Raw genomic sequence first — 23,281 nt, 5'->3', positions numbered from 1 at the left:
GGCCGTACGCCCCGTCAGGGCCGCTCCGGGGCGCCCAGCAGCTCCCGCAGCACCGCCTCGGCCGCCGCCGCGTCCCCCGCCGCCAGCGCGTCGACCAGCGCCTGCCGGCGGTCCCGCGTGGCCGCCGGGGGCCGTGCCCTGGCCCGCAGTTCGCCCGCGACGCGGGCCAGTTGGCGGTTGCCGGAGAGCGCCGCAAGCGCCTCGTGGAACTCCGCGTCGTCCCCGGTCAGCCGGCTCAGCGTCAGCAGGCGCCCGGCCGGCGGCCCGGCCGCCAGCCGGTGCAGCAGCGGTACGAGGAGCAGCGCGCGCACCTCCGCCAGCTCGGCCAGATCGCGGGCGCTGGGCGCGAGGATCCGGAAGCCGCGGTTCGGCAGTATCTCCACCGCGCCCTCCGCGGCGAGTCGCTGCATGGCCTCGCGCACCGGGGTCGCCGAGACGCCGAACCGCTCGCCCAGCGCGGGCGCGGAGTACACCTCGCCGGCCCGCAGTTCGCCGCCGGCCACCGCGGCGCGCAGCGCGTCGAGCACCTGGCCGCGTACGGAGTGGCGGCGCACCCGGGCCGGGGCGCGGCGCCGGCCGGGTCCCGCCGGCGGGTGCGGCACGTCCTCCACTGCTTCCCCCGATTCCCCCGATGTCCCGATTCGCGACGGAAGAACGCCCGGCGGGCGGCGCTCGCGCCCCACGGTAACCCGGTGCCCCTTGCCCCTTCCCGGATCAAGCGGGTTAAGGTTAGCCTTACCTCAACCCGTCGACGGGTCGAGAACACGTCACGCCCCGCCGAGCCCAGGGTGGTCACCGCACGATGTCCGCGCCCGCAGTGCCCCAGCCGCTCGCCGCCGCCGGAGCCCCGCCCGCGCGGCCCGCCGGCACCCCGGTCACCGCGGCGTACGCACGGCTCAGCGAGGTGCTGCCCTTCCTCGCCGTCACCGAACTCGGCCCCGCGGACCCGCTGCCCGCGGGACCCGGCTGGGTGGCCGCCGCCGATCTCGCCGCCGGCGGCCCCGCCCTCGACGACTTCCTCGCCTGGGACGCCGAGCAGGTCCGCCGCACGTACGGCGAGGACGCCCGCCCCGACGTGGTCGCCAGCTTCGGCCTGCACCGCTACGCCTGGTCCGCCTGCCTGCTGGTCACCCTCCCCTGGTTCCTGCTCCGCCGCGTGCCCCGCGTCCCGCTGGACGCCGTGGCCCTGCACCGCAACGCCGACGGCAGCCGCATGCGCCTGGCCGTCCACGGCGGCGCGTTCGCCTGCCTGCCCGACGACCCGGCCGCGGGACTGCCCGGCGCCCGCGTCGTCGCCGGCGAGGAGGCGCTGCGCGCCGAGGTGCGGGCGGCCGTGGCCGAGCATCTGGAGCCGGTGCTCGCCGCGTTCGGCCCGCGGATGCGCCGCGGGCCGCGGGCGCTGTGGGGGATGGCGACGGACGAGATCGTCGAGGGCCTGTGGTACCTCGGGGACCTGCTGGGCGAGGAGGAGCGGGCGATGGCCGAGACCGGGCAGCTCCTGCCCGGCACCGGAGGGGCCACCGCCCCGTACGCCGGCGGCGCCGCCTTCCGCACGCTCACCGGGCCCGCCGGGCAGTCCCTGGCCACCCGGGACCGCGCGAGCTGCTGCATGTACTACACGCTGCGGCCCGAGGACACCTGCGTGACCTGCCCGCGCACCTGCGACGCGGAGCGCGTCGCCCGGCTCGTCGCAAGCTCTTAGCACAGAAGCCATCCCATTGAGTGGCTGATTTCGTTTCCTCCGGAATCGCGCGGGAATTCCGCGAGTATCGGTCCCCGAGTCACCCGTCATCCGGCGAGGCAAGGGACATCCGATGGGATTCAACGGGATACCGCTGAGCTGGGCCCTCCCGGCCGCCGTGCTGCTGCTCGGCGTGCTCGCGGCCGTCGCCGTCGTGGTCCGCGGCCGGCAGAAGGCCGACGAGCCCGCGGACTCCTGGGAGGCCGGCGAGCAGCGCCGGCGCCGCAAGGAGGCGATGTACGGCACGCTCGCGTACGTCCTGCTCTTCTGCTGCGCCGCGGTCGCCGCCGCGCTCTCCTTCCACGGCCTGGTCGGCTTCGGCCGGCAGAACCTGGGCCTGTCGGGCGGCTGGGAGTACCTGGTCCCCTTCGGGCTCGACGGCGCCGCGATGTTCTGCTCCGTCATCGCCGTACGCGAGGCCAGCAACGGCGACGCGGCGCTCGGCTCCCGGCTGCTGGTGTGGACGTTCGCGGGCGCGGCCGCCTGGTTCAACTGGGTGCACGCGCCGCGGGGTACGGGCCACGCGGGCGCGCCGCAGTTCTTCGCCGGCATGTCGCTCTCGGCCGCGGTGCTCTTCGACCGGGCGCTGAAGCAGACCCGCAGGGCCGCGCTGCGTGAGCAGGGGCTGGTGCCCCGGCCGCTGCCGCAGATCCGGTTCGTACGGTGGCTGCGGGCGCCGCGGGAGACGTTCCGCGCGTGGTCGCTGATGCTCCTCGAAGGCGTACGCACGCTGGACGAGGCCGTCGACGAGGTGCGCCAGGACAGCAGGGACGAGGCGCGCCGGCGGGCGGAGGAGCGCGAGCAGGCCCGGCTGGAGCGGGCCCGGTTGAAGGCCCTCGGCAAGCACCAGCGCGCGCTGGCCCCCGGCGAGTTCACCGCGGCGCGTGCCGAGCCGCAGGTGGCGCTCACGCCGGAGCCGGTCACGGAGGCGGCGCGGTTCCCGCTGCGGTCGCGCTCGGCGCCGGAGACCCGGCCGGCGGTGGCCGGCGGTCCTTCCGGCGGCCAGCCTCCGGCGAAGTCCGTCGCCGCGGCCGCGGGCCCGGACGACGCGCTCGCGGCACCGCTGGACACCCTGGAGCAGAAGCTCACGGCGATGGAGAACCAGTACCGCTGACGGTGCTCCCGTGACGATCGAGGTGGTGGGTCCTCTTGCCCGGTCGGCCGCGCGCAGGTTAGGCAGATCACAGCGACGACTGTGAGGAGCCGCGATGCACGACGACCGACTGCTGGCGGAGGGCCGGCTGGACCGCGCGCTGCGCCAGTTCATCCGACCCGCCCAGTACACCGAACGCGTCCCCCTGGAGCTGTCGGTGTGGCACCGGCCGGGTGAGCCGGTGCCGGCGGACGAGGCACTGAAGATCCCCCGGAGGAGTACGAGCCCTTCACCGTCGGCACCGCCTGGGGGCCGCCGTGGTCGACCAGTTGGTTCCGGCTGACCGGCACCGTGCCCGCGGGCTGGGCGGGGCGGCGCGTCGAGGCGGTGATCGACCCCGGGTTCGGCACCGAGATGCCCGGGTTCCAGGCCGAGGGGCTGGTGTACGACGCGGCCGGTGCGCCCGTCAAGGGCGTGCACCCGCGCAACCGCCATGTGCCCATCGCCTCCCCCGCGGCCGGCGGCGAGCCCGTACGGCTGCTGCTGGAGGCCGCCGCGAACCCCGCGGTGCTCCAGGACTTCACCCCCACCCTCCTCGGCGATCTGCGCACCGCGGGCGACGCGCCGTTGTACACCTTCCGCTCCGCCGACCTCGCCGTCCTCAACGAGGACGTGTGGCATCTGGTCCTCGACATCGAGGTGCTGTCGGAGCTGATGCACGAGCTGCCGGTGGACCGCGGCCGCCGGCACGACATCCTGCACACCCTGGACCGCATGCTCGACGTGCTCGACCTGCACGACGTGCCCGGCACGGCCGCCGCCGCCCGCGCGGTGCTGGCCCCGGCGCTGGCGCAGCCCGCGGCGGCCAGCGCCCACCGCGCGTACGCCGCGGGGCACGCGCACATCGACTCCGCCTGGCTGTGGCCGCTGCGCGAGACGGTGCGCAAGGCGTCGCGGACGTTCGCGAACGTCACCGAGCTGGCGCTCTCCGGGGACTACCCGGAGCTGGTCTTCGCCTGCTCGCAGGCGCAGCAGTACGCCTGGGTCAAGCAGCACCAGCCGCAGATCTACGAGCGTATCCGCGCGGCCGTGCGGACCGGGCAGTTCGTGCCGGTCGGCTCGATGTGGGTGGAGTCGGACGCCAACATGCCGGGCGGCGAGGCGCTGGCCCGGCAACTGATCCACGGCAAACGGTTCTTCGCCGAGGAGTTCGGCGTGGACACGCAGGAGGTGTGGCTGCCGGACTCCTTCGGCTACACCGCGGCGTTCCCGCAGCTCGCGCGGCTGGCGGGGATCCGGTGGTTCCTCACCCAGAAGCTGTCGTGGAACCAGACCAACAAGATGCCGCACCACACCTTCTGGTGGGAGGGCATCGACGGCACCCGGGTCTTCACCCACTTCCCGCCGGTGGACACGTACAACGCCACCATGCACGCCTCCGAACTGTCGCTCGCCGAGCGCAACTTCGCCGACAAGGGGCGGGCGAGCATGTCGCTGGTGCCCTTCGGGTACGGCGACGGGGGCGGCGGGCCGACGCGCGAGATGCTGGAGAAGGCGCGCCGGCTGCGCTCGCTGGAGGGCTCGCCGCGGGTGGAGGTGGCCAACCCGGCGGTGTTCTTCGCGGCGGCCGAGGAGGAGTACGGGGCGGCGGCGCCGGTGTGGTCCGGCGAGCTGTACCTGGAGTTCCACCGCGGCACGTACACCAGCCAGGCCGACACCAAGAGCGGTAACCGGCGCAGCGAGCACCTGCTGCGCGAGGCGGAGCTGTGGGCGACGGCGGCGGCGCTGGCGGATCCGGCGTACGCGTACCCGTACGAGGAGCTGGACCGGATCTGGAAGACGGTGCTGCTGCACCAGTTCCACGACATCCTGCCGGGCTCGTCGATCGCCTGGGTGCACCGGGAGGCGGCGCAGACGTACGCGGCGGTGGCGGAGGAGCTGGCGGGGATCACGGCCGCGGCGGTCGCGGCACTGGGCGCCCCGGACGGCGACGGGGTCGCGGTGCTGAACGCGTCGCCGTACGACCGGGGGGAGGTCGTGGAGCTGGCCGCGGAGGAGGCGACCGCGCTGCCGCCGGAGGCGGTGACGCAGCCGCTGGGCGACGGCCGGTCGCTGGCGCGGGTGGACGCGCCGGCGCTGGGCGCGGGTACGGCGGGCGCGGCGGCCGGGGCCGAGGTGACGGCGGTGCGGGACGGCGCGCAGGTGGTGCTCGACAACGGGCTGCTGCGGGTCGTCGTCGACGGCGACGGGCTGGTGGCCTCGGTACGCGACCTCACCGCCGGCCGCGAGGTGCTGGCGCCGGGGGCCCGCGCCAACCTGCTCCAGCTCCACCCGGACCACCCCAACCAGTGGGACGCCTGGGACATCGACAAGTTCTACCGGCGCACCCGCACCGACCTGGTGGACGCCGAGTCGGTGGAGGTCACCGAGTCGGGGCCGCTGCGCGCGGCCGTGCGGGTGGTGCGTACCACCGGCCGTTCGCGGATCGTGCAGGACATCAGCCTGGCCGCGGAGAGCGGGCGGGTGGACTTCACCACCGAGGTCGACTGGCGGGAGGAGGAGAAGGTCCTCAAGGCCGCGTTCCCGCTGGACGTGCACGCGGACCGGTCCACGTCCGAGATCCAGTTCGGGCACGTGCACCGGCCGACGCACGCCAACACGAGCTGGGACGCGGCGAAGTTCGAGATCTGCGCGCACCGCTGGCTGCACGTGGGCGAGCCGGGGTACGGCGTGGCGGTGCTCAACGACGCCACGTACGGCCACGACGTGACGCGCGAGGCGCACGAGGCGGGCCTCGGCACGACGGTGCGGCTGACGATCCTGCGGGCGCCGAAGTTCCCGGACCCGGAGACGGACCTCGGCGTCCACCGCTACCGGTACGCGCTGCTGCCGGGCGCGGACGTCGGCGCGGCGGTGGAGCAGGGTCTGGCGCTGAACCTGCCGCTGCGCACGGCGCGTACGGCGGCGCGGCCGCCCCTGGTGTCGGTGAGCGATCCGGCGATCACGGTGGAGTCGGTGAAGCCGGCGGAGGACCGGAGCGGCGATGTGGTGGTCCGGGTGTACGAGTCGCGCGGGGGCCGGGCGGCGGGGACGCTCACGACATCGTTCGCGGTCGGTGACGTCCGGGTGACGGATCTCCTGGAGCGTCCGCTGGACTCGTCCGACGCGGCGCGGGAGGAGGACGGTGGGGTGTCGCTGCGGCTGCGCCCCTTCCAGATCCTGACGCTGAGGATGCGGCCCGTACGGTGAGGTGAGGGGGCCCGGCCGCGCCGGGCCCCCTTGCTCAGCTCTCCCAGAGGGCGGCGGCGGTGCGGTCGTCGGCGAAGCCCTTGGCGCGCAGTTGGACGTCCCCGAGGAACGCCGCGAGCCCGGGCGGCGCCTCCTCGCCGCGCCACCGCTCCCCCAGCTCGGCCGCCAGCCCGGGGGCGCCGCGCAGCGGCTCGGCGAACCCGGGGCTGCACAGCAGCAGTACGTCGCCGGGCCTGCCCTCCGAGGCGCGGAAGGCGAACGGGGCGGGCTCGCCGGGGTCGGGGGTGTCCACGAGCGCGCCGAATCCGGGCGGCGGCGGTCCCGCGGGGGCGGAGCGCTGCGGCTGGACGCCGAGGTCGACGGTGAGCCGGGGATCGGCGGGGGGCCCGGGTGCCGGGGGCGGGGCCTGCGGGGCCTCCTCCTCCGGCGGGGCGGGCTCCAGGTCCTGCCACTCGTCGCCGCGCAGCCGGAAGAGCCCGCCGGTTCCGGTGCCGAAGAAGACCCGGGTGCGGCAGCGGGGGTCCGCGGAGAGCAGCAGGCAGCGCAGCCCGGCGGTGTACCCGGCGGGGTCCACCCCGAACTCCTCGGCCTGCGCGCGCATCAGCCCGTACGTCCGCCCGGTCAGCCGGTGGAGCCCGCCCTTCAGGGCGGCGCGGCGCCCGGTCCTGATGTCCTCGGACAGCCGCGCCCGGCTCCTGCCGACGGCCTCGCCCATCCACCGTACGAGCGAGTCGGCGGCCCGGTCGGTACGGGGCACGCCGCGCGCGCCGGTCGCGACGGCGACGAACACCAGCGCGTCCTCGCCGCCGCCGAACCGGGCGGTGAGGAGTGCGTCACGGCGCTGCTCGCCGCGGTAGCGGGGGCTGTCACCGCGGGTGGAGGCGGCCCGTAGCGTGAAGGACCCGTACCGCGCACCGTCGAGGACGGTGTCGGGCACCAAATCCGCCAGCGCCCCGGGCGCCACCTCGGGCAAGGCGGTCGGCTCGGCCTCGTAGGTGGGCGGTCCCCCACCGACGAACTCCCCGCCGCGGCGGGCCCATTCGACGTCGGTGAGGGTGTCGGTGACGGACACCTGCCGCAGGCGCATGGTGGCGGGCGGGGGTTCGTCGGTGTCGGGCTGCGGTGCGGAGCCCGCCCGTGGGGCGGGGCAGGGGGCACGGGCGCGGGTGCCGCCGAGCCGGAAGGCAGGGGTTCGGGGGCGGTGGGCTGCGCTGGAGCGGGTGTCCGGGCGGCGGGGGGTTCCTGCCGGACGGCGGGCGGGACAGGTGCGGGCGACTCCGGCGCCCCGGGGGCCCGTTGTCCCGGCACGGGCACGGCGGGCGGCGCCGGTTGCCCGGCGGCGGCGGGCGCCTGCCGGACAGGAGGCGGAGCCGGTGACTCCGGGCCCTCGGAGGACCGTTGGCCCGGCGCAGGCGCCGCGGGGGCACCGAATCCGGCCTCCGGCACGGCGGGCGGCTTCGCCGCCGCCGGGGCGGCCTCCGGGGGCCCGGACGGCAGCGCCTCCGCGGGGGCAGGCGATACGGCGCCCACCGGGTCCGGCGACACCCCATCCGCCGGGATCGATCCGCCGGCCGCTCCTGGACCGGTCGGCGCAACGTCCACCGGGGCGCTCCGTCCGGCGGCCGACCCCGCGTCAGCCGGGGCGGTTTCCCCCGGCGCCTGGTCCACAGGCTCCGCCGAGTCCGGCGACACCGCGTCCGCCGGGGTGGGCGTGTCGCGTTCGTTCGCCTCGGTCCCCTCCCGCTCCGGCAATGCCTCTTCCGCCGGGGCGCGTTCGGCCGTTTCCCGCGGGGCGGGCTGCGAAGGAGCGCTCGCCGCGCGGTCCCGGTCCGCCGAGTCCCACCACGGGGCGGCCTCTTCCGCCGCCGGCCCGGGAGGCTCCACCGGCTCCGGCTCCGGCTCCGGCTCCGGTTTCCGGTCCGGCTCCGGTTCCCGGTCCTGGACGCGCTCGGCCGGTCGCGGCACCGGCCCGTCGTCCTCCCGCAGGCCCGCGAACACGTCGTCCGTCCAGCCGCGGCCCGCCGGCTCCGCGCGCTCCGTGAACCCCGGGACCCCCGCCACCGACGGCGGCGGTGTCGAAGAGGCGGGCGGCGGCGGGTAGTCGGGGTCCCGCATCTGGTCGTACGGCTCCGCCGCCGACGGCCGGGCCGGACGCGACGGACTCGACGAGCCGGCCGCCCCCGGCGGAGCCGCTCCGCGCGGAGCGGGGTCCGCCTCCTCGTCCACCGCCCGCGCCACCGACGCGAAGCGGTCGTCGAGGGTGTCGCCCGCGCGCTGCGGGCCGGTGTCCGGCACCCCCTCCTCGTACAGGTCGTGCCACCACTCGTCCTCGGTGCGGCGTTCCCCCGCCGTCTCCCCCTGGCGATCCATGCTCCCTATTGTTCCCCGCCGCCCCTCGCCGCAAGGGCAGGACCGGCAAGATCACGGCAAGGGCCTTCCACCCGACCCACCGGTACGGTCAGGATGTGCAGGTGCTCGGTGCCATCGGACTCGACGACGTACAGGAGACGGCCTACCGCGCGCTGGTCGCACTCGGCGCCGCCGACGTCCCCGAGCTGGCGCGGCGGTTGACGCTGCCCGAGCCGGAGGCGGTGCGGACGCTGCGGCGGCTGGAGCAGCACGGGCTGGCGGCGCAGTCGTCGGCGCGGCCGGGGCGCTGGGTGGCGGCGCCGCCGTCGGTCGCGCTGGGGGCGCTGCTGATCCAGCAGCGGCACGAGCTGGAGCGCGCCGAGCTGGCCGCCGCCCTGCTCGCCGAGGAGTACCGCGCGGAGGCCGGCGAGCCCGCCGACGTGCACGACCTGGTCGAGGTGGTGACCGGCGCCGGCGCGGTGGCGCACCGGTTCCTCCAACTCCAGCTCGGCGCCGAGCAGGAGGTGTGCGCGCTGGTGACGCGGGAGCCGCTGGCCGTACGGAGCCAGGACAACACCGCGGAGGAGAAGGCCGCGGGCCGCGGCGTGCGGTTCCGGGTGGTGCTGGAGCGCTCCCGGCTGCTGGCCCCCGGCACGGTCGCCGAGGCGGCGGAGGCGCTGCGCAGGAACGAGGAGCTGCGGGTCGCGGACGTGGTGCCGACGAAGCTGGTGATCGCCGACGGTGCGACGGCGATGGTGCCGATGTTCGCCGAGGCCGGTGAGCCGGCCGCGCTGGTGGTGCACGCGAGCGGACTGCTGGAGTCGCTGACGGGCCTCTTCGAGAGCCTGTGGCGGCAGGCGCTGCCCCTCCGGCTCACCACGGGCGGTGCGGCGGTGGTGGAGCAGGCGGCGGACGGGCCCGACGCGGTGGACCTGCAGATCCTCGGCCTGCTGCTGGCGGGCCTCACGGACGCGAGCGCCGCCAAGCAACTGGACCTGGGGCTGCGGACCGTACAGCGGCGCGTGAAGCGGCTGATGGAGATCGCCGGGGTGCACACGCGGCTGCAGTTGGGCTGGTACGCGCACGAACGCGGCTGGTGCGCCGAGCAGCGGTCCTGACCCGCCGGCGCAGCCGCCGGACGGCGACCCCCGGTGGCAGCGCGCCACCGGGTGCCGTGCACGGCATCGCCGTAAGGTTGCCGGGTGAGTTCCGGCCCCGACGTCTCGATGGCCCAGCGCAAGCGCCGGCTCGTCGCCGACGAGCTGAGCGAGGCGGCGCTGCGGTTGCTGGCGTCGAAGGGATTCGACGCGGTCACCGTCGACGAGATCGCCGCCACGGCCGGCGTCTCCAAGCGCACGTTCTTCCGGTACTTCGCCTCCAAGGAGGACGTGGTCGTCCGGTTCCTGGCGGGGCTGGGCGGCGGTATGCGCGCGGCGCTGGCGGCCCGCCCGGAGGGCGAGCCGCCTTCCGCGGCGCTGCGGGAGACCGTCCGGGCCGCGCTGGCCACCTGCGCCGACCAGCCCGGCAGGATGCTGCGGGTGGTCCGGCTGGTCCTCGGCACGCCCGCCCTGCGGGCGCGTTTCCTGGAGTGCCAGGACCGGTGGCGCGACGACCTGGCGGCGGAGCTGGCGCGGCGCCCGGGGCTTGGCCCCGGCAGCGGCCTGTACCCCCAACTGGCCGCCGGGATGGCGCTCGGCGCCTTCGACACCGTGCTGCGGCGGTGGAGCGGCAGCGACGGCGCCGAGGACCCCGCCGGGCTGACCGACCGGGCGTTCGCCACGCTGGCCCCGGCGCTGGACGCCGCCGCCGGGTGAGCCGCGGCGGCGGATCACCCCGCTGACGTACGGCGGCAGGCGCCCCCTGGAGGGCTCGGGGGGCGCCGCGCCCGCTCGCGCCCTGCCTCAGCCTCTCCCCTTGCGCGCCCGTGCCTCGCGCTCCGCCGCGTCGCGGCGCTTCCAGTCCCGCCGCCGGTCGGCCTGCACCCGCAGGTCCGTGCGCGCGGCGATGCGGGCGTTCTCGCGCTGGAGCTTGCGGTAGCTCTCCAGGCGGCGCGGGTGCAGCTCGCCGTCCTCCAGCGCCGCGAGCACCGCGCAGCCCGGTTCCGCGGTGTGCGTGCAGTCGGGGAAGCGGCAGCGGGCGGCCAGTTCCTCGATCTCCGCGAAGACCTGGCCGAGCCCGGCGTCGGCCTCCCACAGGCCGACGCCGCGCAGGCCCGGGGTGTCGATGAGGACGCCGCCGCCGGGCAGCGGCAGCAGGTCCCGGGAGACTGTGGTGTGCCGGCCCTTGCCGTCCGCGTCGCGCACCTCGTGGACGCGCTGGGTGTCCTCCCCCAGCAGGGCGTTGGCCAGCGTGGACTTCCCCGCCCCCGAGGCGCCGAGCAGCACGGAGGTGCCGGTGGACAGCGCGGCGGCCACCTGCGGGACGCCCGCGCCGGTGGCGGCGCTGACCGCGAGGACCGCGGTGCCGGGCGCGAGTTCCCCGACGTCGGCGACGAGGTGTCCGAGGACCACGGGGTCCGCGACCAGGTCGGCCTTGGTGAGCACGACCAGAGGTTGCGCGCCGCTGGACCAGGCGAGGGAGAGCAGCCGTTCCAGCCGGGCGGGTTCGATGTCGGCGGCGCTCGCCGCCGCGAGCGAGACGGCGATGACGGCGTGGTCGACGTTGGCGGCGATGACCTGGCCCTCGGAGCGTTTGGACGAAGCCGAGCGGAGAAAGGCCGTGCGGCGCGGCAGCAGGGCCTGTACGGCGAAGCGCTCGCCCGGTTCGAGCGCCGCCCAGTCGCCGGTGCAGGGCAGCCGGGTGAGGTCGGCTGTCCGGCCGGCGGCGCGGTCGGCGGCGGCAAGGCGGGCGGTGGTGGCGCGGACGGGTCCGGCCTCGGTGAGGGCGATGCAGGAGCCGCGGTCCACCCGCGCGATACGGGCCGGGATCAGACCTTCCGACTCGTACGGCGCGAAGGCGTCGGCGGCGGCCTCATCCCAGCCGTAGGCGATCAGGCGGTGGGGTGCGGGGAGGTGTGTCAACAGAGCGACCCTTCAGAAAGGAGCGGGCGTGCGGCTGTCCTGCGGGGACTGCGCCCCTGACGGCTTCGGTCATGGCCCTCACCTCCCTGGTCGATACCGGTCACGTGGTGCGCTGAAAGCGTATGCAGCCGCGCACGTATCCCGCCACGGGTTTTCCCCGCCGCCGCGATCGCCGCGTCCCGCCGCGCTCGCCCGGCGGGGCGGGGCGATCGGCGGCATGCTTGTGCGCAGGGGAGCGTCGCCGGCGCGGCTCCGCTCCCGTACCCCCGCAGCCTCCGCGACGTGGACCGAGGTGACCGACGTGGCGTCCAACGAGGAGGTCGCCGCGCTCCTTCAGGAGTACGCCGACCTGCTGTCCATCACCGGCGGCGACGCCTTCAAGGCGCGCGCCTACGAGCGCGCCGCCCGCGCGGTCGCCAACCACTCCGCCGACGTGGCCGCGCTGAACGCCAAGGAGCTCAAGGAGATCCCCGGAGTGGGCGCCTCCATCGCGGGCAAGGTCGGCGAATACCTCCGTACGGGCCACATGGCGGCGGTCGAGGAGGCCCGCGGGCGGATCCCGGCCGGGGTCCGCGAGCTGATCGCGATCCCCGCGCTCGGCCCGAAGCGCGCGCTGGTCCTCTACGAGGAACTGGGCGTGTCCTCCGTCGACGAGCTGGCGACGGCCATCGGCGAGCACCGGCTGCGCGACCTCAAGGGCTTCGGGCCCAAGAGCGAGGAGAAGCTGCTCCACGGCATCGACCTGCTGCGCTCGGCCACCGGCCGGATCCCCGTCGACACCGCGCTCGCGCTCGCCGACGACATCGTCGCGCGACTGTCCACAGTGACCGGCTGCGAGCGCTGCGCGTACGCGGGCTCGCTCCGCCGCCGCCGCGGGACCGTGGGCGACCTCGACGTGCTCGCCGCCGCGGCCGACTCCGCGCCGCTGATGGCGGCGTTCACCGGGCTGCCGCTGGTCGGCGAGGTCATCGGCTCCGGCGAGACGAAGACGAGCATCCGCACCACCGGCGGCGTCCAGGTCGACCTGCGGGTGGTGCCGCCGGGCGCCTGGGGCGCGGCGCTGCTCTACTTCACCGGCTCCAAGCAGCACAACATCCGCCTCCGCGAGATCGCCGTGCGCAAGAAGCTGAAGCTGTCGGAGTACGGGCTCTTCCACGCCCGCAGCGAACGCCGCATCCGGGTCACGACGGAGGAGGACGTCTACGCCCGCCTCGGCCTGCCCTGGATCCCGCCGCCGCTCCGCGAGGACCGCGGCGAGATCGAGGCCGCGGCCGACGGCGGGCTGCCGGAGCCGGTGACGGAGGACGACCTCCGCGGCGACCTGCACACCCACACCGACCTCACCGACGGCATCGACACGCTGGAGGCGATGGTCGAGGCCGCCCGGGAGCGCGGCTACGCGTACTACGCGATCACCGACCACGCCCCCGAGCTGCGCATGCAGCGCATGACCAGGGAGAAGATGCTCGCCCAGCGCGAGACGGTGGCGGAGCTGGACGCCCGCTACCGGCGGCGCTCGGGCGGGCTGCGGCTGCTGCACGGCACGGAGCTGAACATCGCGCCGGACGGTTCGGTCGACTGGCCGGGTGAGTTCCTGGAGACGTTCGACATCTGCGTCGCCTCGGTGCACTCGCACTTCACCCAGCCGAAGGACGAGATGACCCGCCGCTTCCTCGCCGCGGTCGAGAACCCGCACGTGCACGTCATCGGCCACCCCACCACCCGCAAGGCGGGCAAGCGGCCGGCGGTCGAGGCGGACTGGGACGCGGTCTTCGCGGCCTGCGCCCGTACGGGCACGGCGCTGGAGGTGAACGCCCACCCCAACCGGCTCGACCTGCCGGACGAGCTGATCCTGCGCGCGCGTGGCCACGGCGTGAAGTTCGCCGTGGACAGCGACGCGCACTCGGTGCCGGACCTGGCGAACATGCGCTACGGGGTGGGCATCGCGCAGCGCGGCTGGCTGACGCCCGCGGACGTGATCAACACCTGGCCGCTGGCGAAGCTGCGCCGCTTCCTGCGGGCGAAGGGCACCTGAGGCGGCGGCGGGACGGGGCGGCCGGGGCAGCGGGCGACGACACGGGCGGGCGGCATGTTCCGCGGGAGCGCCGGACCGCGGTCGGGCGCCTGCCACCGCCCGGGGCAGCGGATACGCCCGCGGTCACTTCACCTCGTGCCGCTCCCCGCCCACCCGGTCGTCCGGATCGTCCCACTCCTCCGGCCCCTGCCACTCCGCCGGCCGCACCGGCCGGCCCTTCGCCGCCGCCCTGCGGCTCTCCTCCGCCGCCTCCTCCTCTTCCTCCGCCCACTCCGGCTCGGGCTCCCGCGCCCGCTCCTCCGCCGAGGCGTCCCCGTCGAGTCCGCGCAGGCGCGCCTGCCGCTCCGCCGAGGCCGCCGCGACCAGGCGGGCCGCCGCCTCCTCCCGGGCGCGGGCGGTCTCGGCGCGGCCGGTGGCGGTGGCCACGGACGGCCAGACGCGGTCGAACGCGGCGTTGACCGCCGCGCCGACCAGCACCGCGAACGCCGACACGCCGAACCAGAGCAGCACCGCGACGGGCGCGGCCAGCGAGCCGTAGATCGTCGGACCCGCCACCGCGTTCACCAGGTAGAGCCGCAGCAGCACGCTGCCCAGCAGCCACATGCCGAGCGCCACCAGCGCCCCCGGCAGGTCCTCGCGCCAGGGTGAGCGCACGGGGACGGCCGCGTGGTAGAGCGTCGTGAGGAAGGCGACGGAGAGCACCACGACGACCGGCCAGTACAGCACCCGTACGGCCGTCTCGCTCCACGGCAGCAGCTTCACCACCGCGTCAGGACCCGCCACCATCAGCGGCAGCGCCACCACGCCCATGACCAGGGCCACGAGGTAGAGCCCGAACGCCAGCAGCCGCGTCTTGACGATGCCGCGGTGGCCTTCGAGCCCGTACATGATCGTGATGGTGTCGATGAAGACGTTCACCGCCCGCGAGCCCGACCAGAGCGCGAGCGCGAAGCCGAAGGAGATGAGGTCGGCGCGCCCGCCGCGGGTGACGTCGTCGAGCAGCGGGCGGACGATCTCGTCGACGCCCTTGGCGGTCAGGACCGTGTCGGAGGCATTGATGATGTTGTGCCGGATGGTCTCGACGTCGATGAGCCACTGGTCGAAGTAGCCCAGCAGGCCGAGGAGGCCGAGGAGCAGCGGCGGCAGCGAGAGCAGGCTGAAGAACGCGGCCTCGGCGGCGAGCCCGATGACGCGGTGCTGCATGCAGGAATTGACGGTGTCCTTCAGCAGCAGCCAGGCGACCCGGCGCTTGGGGAGGTTCTGGTACAGGGCGCGGGCCCGGCCCAGCCGACCGCGGGGTTCGCCGCGTCCGCCCAGTTCCGCACCCGTTTCCCGTTCTGCTCCCACCTGCCTACCGTAGCTGTCATGGCAGCAGGTACTCATACGGTGACGAATCAGGCACCGCCCCTGGTCGGCTACGACGTCTACGCCGCCGACGCGGCCCTCACCGAGGCGGTCGAGCGGTACGTCGCGCCCGAGCGGCACGCCGAGGCGGACGCGGAGCTGACCGCCCTCGGCCGGGCGGCCGGCTCCGCCGAGGCGCAGCGGTGGGGCGCCGAGGCGAACGCCTCGCCGCCCGTGCTGCACACCCACGACCGCTACGGCCACCGCCTCGACGAGGTCTCCTTCCACCCCTCGTGGCACCGGCTGCTGGCACGCGGGGTGGCGGCCGGGCTGACGGACGCCTGGGGGCGTCCTGACGGGCACGTGCGGCGGGCGGCCGGGTTCCTGGTGTGGACGCAGGCCGAGGCGGGGCACGGCTGCCCGCTGTCGATGACGCACGCAGCGGTGCCCGCGCTGCGCGCGCAGCCGGAGCTGGCGGCGGTGTGGGAGCCGCTGCTCACCTCGCGGACGTACGAGCCGGGCCTGGCGCCCGCCGCCGCGAAGGCGGGTGCGCTGGCCGGCATGGGGATGACGGAGAAGCAGGGCGGCTCGGACGTACGGGCCAACACCACCCGGGCGGAGCCCGCAGGGGACGGTGCGTACGCCCTGACGGGCCACAAGTGGTTCTGCTCGGCGCCGATGTCGGACGCCTTCCTGGTGCTCGCGCGGACGCCGGACGGCGCCGGATCCGGCGGGCCCACCTGCTTCCTGCTGCCGCGCGTACTGCCGGACGGCAGCCGCAACACCTTCCTGCTCCAGCGGCTCAAGGACAAGCTCGGCAACCGCTCGAACGCCTCCGCGGAGGTCGAGTTCGACGGCACGACGCTCGCCTGGCGGGTCGGCGAGGAGGGCCGCGGGATCCCGGCGATCATCGAGATGGTCGCCGCCACCCGGGTCGACTGCGCGACCGCCGCGGCGGCCGTGATGCGGCAGGCGGTGGCGCAGGCGGTGCACCACTGCACGTACCGCACGGCGTTCGGCGGGGTCCTCGCCGACAAGCCGCTGATGCGCAACGTGCTGGCGGACCTGGCGCTGGAGTCGGAGGCCGCGACGGCGCTCGCGCTGCGGCTGGCGGCGGCGTACGACGCGGGCACGGACGAGGAACTGGCGTTCCTGCGGCTGGCGGTGCCGGCGGCGAAGTACTGGGTGACGAAGCGGTGCACGCCGGTGGCGGCGGAGGCGCTGGAGTGCCTGGGCGGCAACGGGTACGTCGAGGACTCGGGGATGCCGCGGCTCCTGCGCGAGGCGCCGCTGAACTCGATCTGGGAGGGCTCGGGCAACGTCCAGGCGCTCGACCTGCTGCGCGCGCTGGGGCGGGAGCCGCGGGCGGTGGACGCCGTGCTCACCGAGATCGGCCGCGCCCGCGGCGCCGACCACCGGCTGGACCGGGCGGTGAAGGACCTGCTCACCGAACTGGCGGACCTGGCGGGCGTCGAGACCCGGGCGCGCCGGCTCGCGGAGCGGCTGGCGCTGGTGCTGCAGGGAGCGCTGCTCGTACGGCACGCGCCCGCGGCGGTCGCGGACGCCTTCTGCGCCTCGCGGCTGGGCGGCGAATGGGGTACGGAGCTGGGGACGCTGCCGCACGGGCTGAACCTGCGGGCGGTGGTGGACCGCGCCCGGCCGGTGCCCGCGCCCTAGGTGTATTGATCACGCGCGTTGTTAACCGTCGTGGGTATTGATCATGGCGAAGACCTCCGGTGTGGTGGAGGTGTCGAGTCTTCACCGCGCGGAGGTCTTCGTGTCCCACCGTAATGCCCGGCTGACCGTTCATGGCAGGCGGCTGCTGGTCGATGGCCGGCCACACCACGGGAAAGATCGTCGTGGTCCCGTAACCCGTTCCTGCCCCGCACCGCTGAAGCCACACCGCGAGCGGCCGCCCGCGCAATCACCGGCCCCGGTACGCAACGGATCGGGTGCGTGGGCGGCATGCGACCAGTTCGTCAGGTGTCCATGTCCTCGTTCTTGGCACTCCATTCGATCAGCGGATGCAGGACACGCATCAGGCTGGCGCCTTGTTCGGTGGGCCGGTACGTGATCTGGACCGGCGTCGTCGGTACCACGAGCCGCTCAATGAGTCGGTGACCCTCGAGCTCACGCAGACGCTGGGACAGAAGGTGGTTCGAGATTCCGGGGATCCGCGCTCGGTAGTCGACGAATCGGCGCGCGCCCCGCATCGCCGCCAGAAGCACCGCGGCGCTCCACTTCTTGCCCACGATCTCGACCGAGCGCTGAAAACTGCGGCACACGTCGTCGTCGATGTGTTCGTAGCCCGCTTCCGGGCGGCTCTGGCCCGCGGTGGCGGAGGAATCATCGGGCTGTCGAGGACCGGTCATACGGTCACGATACTGGAGCGTGTCACTTTTGATGACCTGGTCATGTCCCGCTTGTTGCCTGTGATCATCGCCGTGCAGCCTTGGTCCATGAACGCACACCCGGCCTGTCACCACGCGCGATGAACTACGGGCACGCGCTGAGGTTCGGGCTGCACCTGCCCTCTGACGCCGACTGCGGTCCCGGCCGGTTGGTCGCAGTGGCGGGCCTGGCCGAGCAGTGGGGACTGGACTTGCTGGTCGTCCCGGCCGGAACCGCCGGCGACGATCTCGAACCGTCGACTGTGGCGTCCTGGATCGCCGCGGCGACGGTCTCTCTCGGACTGGTGCTGGAGGCACGCCCCGCCACCCTCCATCCGGCGATGCTCGCACGAGCCGTCGCAAGCCTGGATCGGCTCACCGAAGGCAGGGTCGAACTGGCTTTCCGAGCGGGCCCGTCAGCCGCCGTGTCCGGGACAGCCGATTCGGTCGCGGCACTGGGTGAAGCGATCGCCGTCGTTCGCGAGCTCTGGAATGTCCTCGACCTTGGCCTTGGCCGGTTCACCGGCCGCTTCTACCGTCTGGCGGGAGCTGAGAAGGCCGCGCCCGCGCACGACGTGCCGATCTCCGTGGACGGCCAGGGCCAAGACCTGCTCCGGCTGGTCGGGCTGCGGGCTGACGAGTGGTCGACGGGGTGCGACGCCGTCACGTTGACGCAGGGCAACCGCGCAGTCGACGAGGCGGCGCGAGGGGCCGGCCGTGATCCCCGCGAGATCCGCAGACGGGTCACGATCCGCGGTGGCTTCGGCGAGCGGACAGGCAGGTTCACCGGGACCGCCGCGGACTGGGTGAACGACCTGCTGCCACTCGTCGTCGAGCACGGGGTGGGCACCATCGTGCTGGACACCGTGGAGCGAGACGTCGCGGCAGGCTTCGCGAGCGAGGTCGCCCCGGCCCTGCGGGCGGCCGTGGACGGGGTGCTTCCGCGCGGATGGTCGGGCGCGCGGGTCCGGCGGTCCGCCGTGCGCGCCAGGCGCCGGCCGGGGATCGACTACGAGGGCGCTCCGCCGGAGATGGCCGAGGTCGTCGAGCCCGGTGATCCGGCCTACGCCCGGCTGCGGTCCGGGTACCTGCGCGGCGGTGCGCCCGGGATCATCCTGCGGGCGGCGACGAACGAGCAGGTGACCCGGGCGCTCGCGTTCGCCCGCCGGCATCCCGGCGTGGCCCTGTCTCGGCGCAGCGCCGGACACGGGGTCTCCGGCCGCTCCACCAATCACGGCGGGATCGTCATCGACGTGTCACTGATGAATGCGATCGAGGTGCTCGACAGGAAGACACGCCGGGTGCGCATCGGCCCGGGTGCGCGCTGGGCCGAGGTGGCGGCCGCACTGGAGCCCTACGGCTGGGCGTTGAGTTCGGGCGACTACGGGGGCGTCGGGGTGGGCGGCCTCGCCACGGCGGGGGGCATCGGGTACCTCGCGCGCGGGCACGGACTGACCATCGACCGCCTGCGGGCCGTGGAGATGGTGCTCGCGGACGGCTCCGTCGTGCGGGCCGACGATTCGGAGAACCCCCATCTCTTCTGGGCCGTGCGAGGGGCGGGCGCGAACTTCGGGATCGTCACTGCTTTCGAGTTCGAGGCCGACGACGTGGGTGCGATCGCCTTCGCCCGGCTCACCCAGGACGCGAGCGACCTCGAGCGCTACCTCGTCGAGTGGGGCCGGGCGGTCGAGGACTCACCGCGAGACCTCACCAGCTTCGTCATCGTGCCGCCCCCGCGCGGTGGGCGACCAGCACTCGCGGTGAGCCGCACCATGGTCGACTCCTCGGATCCGGAGACCGTGCGCGCCCGGCTGGAGCCCCTGGCCGCGATCTCCGCGATGTACGCCCAGGACATCGTCATCACGTCCTACGCGGCCGTGATGGACAACGCGAGCGATGACCCACCGGTCTCCCACGGTGAACCGGTCTCACGCAGCGGTCTGCTCCGGCACGTGACCCCGCAGTTCGCCGCGGCGGCGGCTCGCATGATCCGCAGCGGCGCGATCGGATGGTTCCAGCTCCGCTCGGTCGGCGGCGCCGTCGCCGATGTTCCCGCGGACGCCACGGCCTACGCCCACCGCGAGGCGAACTTCTCGCTGGTGGTGATGGGCGGTGCCGACGAGGTGGTCGACCGGGCCTGGGCCCGGCTGAGCCCTTTCCTCGACGGCCTCTACATCAGCTTCGAGTCCAGCCTCCGGCCCGAGCGGATCGCCGCGGCCTGGCCCCCACGGACCCTCTCGCGTCTGCGTGAGCTGAAGAGCGTCTACGACCCCGAGGGCGTGTTCGGCGACAACTTCGCCCTCACGCCCGCCGCGAACCACCCCGGAGGAAGCACCCCATGAGCGACTACGGCCACGAACTGTGGTTCGGCAGCTTCATCACCCCCACCGCCCGCCCGCCTCAGGCGCCGGTCGAGCTGGCCCTGACCTCCGAGAGGGCCGGCCTCGACCTGGTCAGCTTCCAGGACCACCCCTACCAGTCGGCGTTCCAGGACACCTGGACCCTGATGTCGTACGTCGCCGCACGCACCGAACGGATCCGGATCAGCGGCAACGTGCTGAGCCTTCCGCTGCGGCCCCCCGGCGTACTGGCCCGCGCCGCCGCGAGCCTGGACCGGCTGACCGGCGGGCGAGTCGAACTGGGCATCGGCGCGGGCGCGTTCTGGGACGGCATCGTCGCGATGGGAGGCCGCCGGCTCGAACCGGCCCAGGCCGTGCGGGCGGTGGAGGAAGCCGTGGACGTGATCCGGGGGCTGTGGGCCACCGACGAGACCGGGCCCCTCCGTGTCACGGGGGAGTTCTACACCGTGAACGGCGCCAAGCGCGGCCCGGCGCCCGCGCATCGCATCCCGATCCGCATCGGTGCCTACAAGCCGCGCATGCTCCGGCTGACGGGCAAGATCGCCGACGGTTGGCTGCCCTCCCTGAGTTTCCTGCCCGAGGGCCCGGCATCGCTGCGCGCGATGAACCAACAGATCGACGAGGCCGCATCCGCCGCCGGTCGGGAGCCCGCGGCGGTCAGCCGCCTGCTCAACCTGAGCGGCCGATTCACGTCCGGCGCCGGCGGCGGCCTGCTGCAGGGGACTCCCGGCGACTGGGCCGAACAGATCGCCGACCTCGCCCTGCAGTACGGCGTGTCCGGGTTCATCCTCGCCTCGGACGAGCCTGCCGACCTGAACCTCTTCGGTCACGAGGTCGCGCCGCGCGCCCGCGAACTCGTCCAGTCCGAACGCGTGACGTGATGCGGTGGGCGCGTGGCGGGCCCGGTGACGGAGCTGCGACAGCGGCAGCGCCGACGGAGCTGTTCGGACGCCGCGAGGAGACCGCGGTTCTCGACGGGCTGCTTACGCAGGCCCGTGGCGGGAGCGGTGGCGCGCTCGTGGTGTGGGGCGAGCCGGGTATCGGCAAGTCTGCTCTGCTTCGCCACGTGCACGGCCAGGCCGCGGACTTCGTCCGGCTGAGCCACTCGGCCACCCGGCCCGAGTCGGACCTGGCTTTCGCGGGGCTGCACGGGCTGCTGCGACCGCTGGCCGATCGTGTCGAGCTGCTGGCGACGGCCCAGGCCGCCGCTGTGCGTACCGCGCTCGGGCTGAGCGGTGAGCCGACGGACCGCCTGGTGGTCGGGGCGGCCGTGCTGTCGCTGCTCTGCGGACTCGCCGAGCGGCAGCCCGTGCTCGTCGTGGTGGACGACGGGCAGTGGCTCGACGAGGCCACCGCGCTGTGCCTGGGGTTCGTCGCTCGACGCGTGGGAGCGCATCCCGTGGTCGTCGTGCTCGCCGATCACAGCGATCCGGCCGCCCGGCCCTGGGAAGGCGTGGCCGACGTGCGGGTCGACGGCCTGAGCGACGAAAGCGCACGGCAGCTTGTGGCGGCCGTGGCGCCGCTCACCGACAAGGCGACGACGCGGAACATGGTCCGGGAGGCCGGGGGCAACCCCTTGGCGCTGCACGAACTGGCCACGCTCGGGGGCGACATCGACGACGCCGAGCATCGCCGGAAGCGAGGACGACCGCCCGTCGGGCCGCGCCTGCAGCGGGCTTTCCGTGCCGGGATCGAGGCCCTGAGCCCTCCGGCGCAGTTGCTGACCGTGCTCGCGGCGGCCGAGGAGCACGGCGACCGGCTCACGGTGCAGCGGGCCGGCCGTGCGTCGGGTGCCGGTGACGCCGTCTGGGAAGAAGTGACCAACGCGGGCCTGCTCCACGTGGCGGGCAACCGCGTCGGTTTCCGGCACCCCGTCGTGAGCAGGGCCGTCTACGAGGGCTGCGGTGCCGCGACGAGGCGCCGGGCTCACCGCGCCCTGGCCGCCACGATGCCGGACGAGGCGGAGGAGCGCGCATGGCATCTCGCCGCCCTGGCCCACGGACGCGATGAGGACGTCGCGCGGCTCCTCGAACGGACCGCCGCCCGCTCCCGGCTCCGCGGGGCCACGAACACGGCGGCACGGGCGTGGTGGCGGGCCGCCGAACTGTCGGCCGCACCGATCGACGCCTCACAACGCCTTGCCGAGGCGGCCAGGGCTTCCTGGGACGCCGGGTGGGCAGCCACGGCGGAGCGCCTGCTCGATGACGCGGAACGGCTGGCCCCCGGTGCTCACGTCGCCCGGCGGAGCAGGGGTCTGCGGGGGATCATGGAGTTCGCCCGGGGCATGCCCGAGATGGCGCACCACTTCCTGATCACCGACATGAAGCGCGTCCCGGAACCGGGAACGGCGCTGGAACTGGGCACGCTGGCCATGCGCGCCGCCTGGTCCGTCGGACGCGGCGACCTGCGGGACAGAGCGCTGGAGCTGCTGCTCGAAGACGACGTCGGGGGCCGGACCGGATTACCCGGCACGGTTGCCTGGTGGAGCGACGACGTGTCTGCCGACGCGGCGCCGGCGGACACCCCCGACCTCGGTGATGCCGCCGCGCGGGCCCGTACGACCATCCTGCCGTTGCTGCCGCCGACACCCCTCGCCCTGGCCTGGGGGATCGACAAGCCGATGGCGGATGCGCTGCGCCGCCGGTTGCCGCATCTGCGGCGGCGCAGCGAGCGCGCTCGGCTCGCCGCCGCCCTGGCCCAGACCGCGATGCTCGACAACGCTGCCGGCCGCTGGCCGCAAGCGGAGTCCTCGGCCGCGGAGGGACTGCGGCTGGCCAAGGACCTGGGTGCCGACCACATCGCCTCCCACTGCCTCACCAGCCTGGGCTGGCTCGCCGCGGCGCGTGGTGACGAACGCGCCGTCGCGGAGGCCACCGCCAGGACTCTGGAGACGTCACTCCCGCAGGGCGTCCGCGCGCTGAGCGCCGCCGCGTACTGGAACCGCGGCATGGCCTCGCTGTTTCGCGAGCGTCCCGAGGAAGCGCTGGACATCCTGGTGCGCCTGACCGAGCCGGGCCATGGCGCGGAACACCCGACCTTCGCGCTCCTGGCCGCTCTCGACACGGCCGAGGCGGCCGTGCGCGTCGGCAGAAGCGACCTCGCGGACGAACGGGTACGGGTGCTCGAAGCCTGGGCGCGGCGCACGGGAGCGCCGTGGGCGCGCTGTGCCGCGCACGTCACGCGCGGGCTCCTCGGCGGCGCCCGGGCCGAGGGTGCCTTCCGGGCCGCACTCGACGTGCCGGGTGCCCGATCCCACCCGCTGCTCTACGCGCGCGCTCAGTTGTCCTACGGCGAGTGGTTGCGACGGGGCCGCCGGCGGACCGATGCGCGCGTCCGGATCGGCGCCGCCTTGGAGGCGTTCGACCGGCTCGGTGCCGAGCCGCTGCGCCAACGCGCGCAGCGCGAGCAGGACCTCACCGGAGCGCCGGGACGCCGGGGAAGCTCGGACACCAGGGCGATGAACCGGCTCACCGCCCAGGAACAGCGAGTCGCCCAACTGGCCGCCGAACAGCTGACGAATCGCGAGATCGGCGTACAGCTGCGGATCAGCCACCGCACCGTGGGCCACCACCTCGGGAACGTGTTCGCCAAGCTCGGCATCAACACGCGAACCGAGCTGAGCGACCTCCACGCCGGTTGTGAGCCGCCGTGAGCGGAGGGAGGCCGCGGCGGAGCGGGTACACGACGCCTCCGGCGGAAA

At 74.8% G+C, this 23,281-nt stretch carries 14 protein-coding genes and 1 pseudogene; 10 read left to right on the top strand and 5 right to left on the bottom strand.

All coding sequences use genetic code 11. From position 1 onward, the window contains the following. Window positions 1-14: 14 nt before the first annotated feature. Window positions 15-602 carry a GntR family transcriptional regulator gene (locus DMB38_RS29970; protein ID WP_346429527.1) on the bottom strand — a complete coding sequence of 196 codons (588 nt, stop codon included), beginning with the start codon at window positions 600-602 and terminating at the stop codon, window positions 15-17. A 200-nt stretch (window positions 603-802) separates the two neighbouring features. Between DMB38_RS29970 and DMB38_RS29965 the strand changes: the two genes are divergently transcribed. From DMB38_RS29965 to DMB38_RS29955, 3 genes and pseudogenes are all read left to right on the top strand, one after another. Beyond that, window positions 803-1,702 (top strand): (2Fe-2S)-binding protein, encoded by a 900-nt coding sequence (locus DMB38_RS29965; RefSeq protein WP_125937765.1) that lies wholly within the window; start codon window positions 803-805, stop codon window positions 1,700-1,702. A gap of 112 nt (window positions 1,703-1,814) precedes the next feature. Continuing rightward, entirely contained in the window at window positions 1,815-2,855 is a 1,041-nt protein-coding gene (locus tag DMB38_RS29960; RefSeq protein ID WP_125937764.1) for a DUF2637 domain-containing protein, read from the top strand. A gap of 94 nt (window positions 2,856-2,949) precedes the next feature. Further along, a pseudogene (locus tag DMB38_RS29955) lies at window positions 2,950-6,083 on the top strand (glycoside hydrolase family 38 C-terminal domain-containing protein). 34 nt (window positions 6,084-6,117) lie between these two features. Here the strand turns inward: DMB38_RS29955 and DMB38_RS29950 are convergent. After that, window positions 6,118-7,155 (bottom strand): protein phosphatase 2C domain-containing protein, encoded by a 1,038-nt coding sequence (locus tag DMB38_RS29950; RefSeq protein WP_240662542.1) that lies wholly within the window; start codon window positions 7,153-7,155, stop codon window positions 6,118-6,120. 1,399 nt (window positions 7,156-8,554) lie between these two features. Between DMB38_RS29950 and DMB38_RS29945 the strand changes: the two genes are divergently transcribed. Both DMB38_RS29945 and DMB38_RS29940 read left to right on the top strand, forming a co-directional pair. Then, on the top strand, window positions 8,555-9,550 hold the full coding sequence (locus DMB38_RS29945; RefSeq protein WP_125939373.1) for a helix-turn-helix domain-containing protein: 996 nt from the start codon (window positions 8,555-8,557) through the stop codon (window positions 9,548-9,550). Between the two features lie 108 nt (window positions 9,551-9,658). Continuing rightward, window positions 9,659-10,246 carry a TetR family transcriptional regulator gene (locus DMB38_RS29940; RefSeq protein ID WP_125939372.1) on the top strand — a complete coding sequence of 196 codons (588 nt, stop codon included), beginning with the start codon at window positions 9,659-9,661 and terminating at the stop codon, window positions 10,244-10,246. An 87-nt stretch (window positions 10,247-10,333) separates the two neighbouring features. Here the strand turns inward: DMB38_RS29940 and rsgA are convergent, their stop codons facing one another. Next, complete coding sequence (rsgA, locus tag DMB38_RS29935; protein WP_125937762.1) at window positions 10,334-11,452, bottom strand: ribosome small subunit-dependent GTPase A; 1,119 nt, start codon at window positions 11,450-11,452, stop codon at window positions 10,334-10,336. 292 nt (window positions 11,453-11,744) lie between these two features. Here rsgA and polX point away from each other — a divergent pair, with 292 nt between their 5' ends. Next, window positions 11,745-13,487, top strand: a complete 1,743-nt coding sequence (gene polX, locus DMB38_RS29930; protein ID WP_206337851.1) for a DNA polymerase/3'-5' exonuclease PolX — start codon at window positions 11,745-11,747, stop codon at window positions 13,485-13,487. 123 nt (window positions 13,488-13,610) lie between these two features. Here polX and DMB38_RS29925 read toward each other — a convergent pair whose 3' ends face one another. Then, window positions 13,611-14,870, bottom strand: coding sequence for a YihY/virulence factor BrkB family protein (locus DMB38_RS29925; RefSeq protein WP_125937760.1), 1,260 nt, complete (start codon window positions 14,868-14,870; stop codon window positions 13,611-13,613). Here DMB38_RS29925 and DMB38_RS29920 point away from each other — a divergent pair. Further along, on the top strand, window positions 14,853-16,508 hold the full coding sequence (locus tag DMB38_RS29920; RefSeq protein WP_125937759.1) for an acyl-CoA dehydrogenase family protein: 1,656 nt from the start codon (window positions 14,853-14,855) through the stop codon (window positions 16,506-16,508). The two genes, DMB38_RS29925 and DMB38_RS29920, sit on opposite strands and share 18 nt — an antisense overlap. 302 nt (window positions 16,509-16,810) lie before the next feature. On the opposite strand, the gene DMB38_RS29910 is transcribed toward DMB38_RS29920, so the two are convergent. Beyond that, on the bottom strand, window positions 16,811-17,203 hold the full coding sequence (locus tag DMB38_RS29910) for a helix-turn-helix domain-containing protein (protein WP_023536348.1): 393 nt from the start codon (window positions 17,201-17,203) through the stop codon (window positions 16,811-16,813). Between the two features lie 119 nt (window positions 17,204-17,322). On the opposite strand from DMB38_RS29910, the gene DMB38_RS29905 reads away from it, so the two are divergent. From DMB38_RS29905 to DMB38_RS29895, 3 genes are read left to right on the top strand one after another with little or no spacing between them, the layout of a single operon-like run. After that, a complete protein-coding gene (locus tag DMB38_RS29905; protein WP_125937757.1) occupies window positions 17,323-19,563 on the top strand; it encodes an LLM class flavin-dependent oxidoreductase in 2,241 nt (746 codons plus the stop codon). Continuing rightward, complete coding sequence (locus DMB38_RS29900; RefSeq protein WP_125937756.1) at window positions 19,560-20,462, top strand: LLM class flavin-dependent oxidoreductase; 903 nt, start codon at window positions 19,560-19,562, stop codon at window positions 20,460-20,462. Before DMB38_RS29905 ends, DMB38_RS29900 begins: the two co-directional genes overlap by 4 nt. After that, the gene (locus DMB38_RS29895; RefSeq protein ID WP_125937755.1) at window positions 20,462-23,233 is read left to right on the top strand and encodes a LuxR family transcriptional regulator; all 2,772 of its coding nucleotides are present in this window, start codon (window positions 20,462-20,464) and stop codon (window positions 23,231-23,233) included. Before DMB38_RS29900 ends, DMB38_RS29895 begins: the two co-directional genes overlap by 1 nt. The last annotated feature ends 48 nt before the right edge of the window (window positions 23,234-23,281 follow it).

The organism is Streptomyces sp. WAC 06738 (assembly GCF_003945505.1).
Classification (GTDB): domain Bacteria; phylum Actinomycetota; class Actinomycetes; order Streptomycetales; family Streptomycetaceae; genus Streptomyces.
This window is presented reverse-complemented; position numbering and strand designations above follow the sequence as displayed.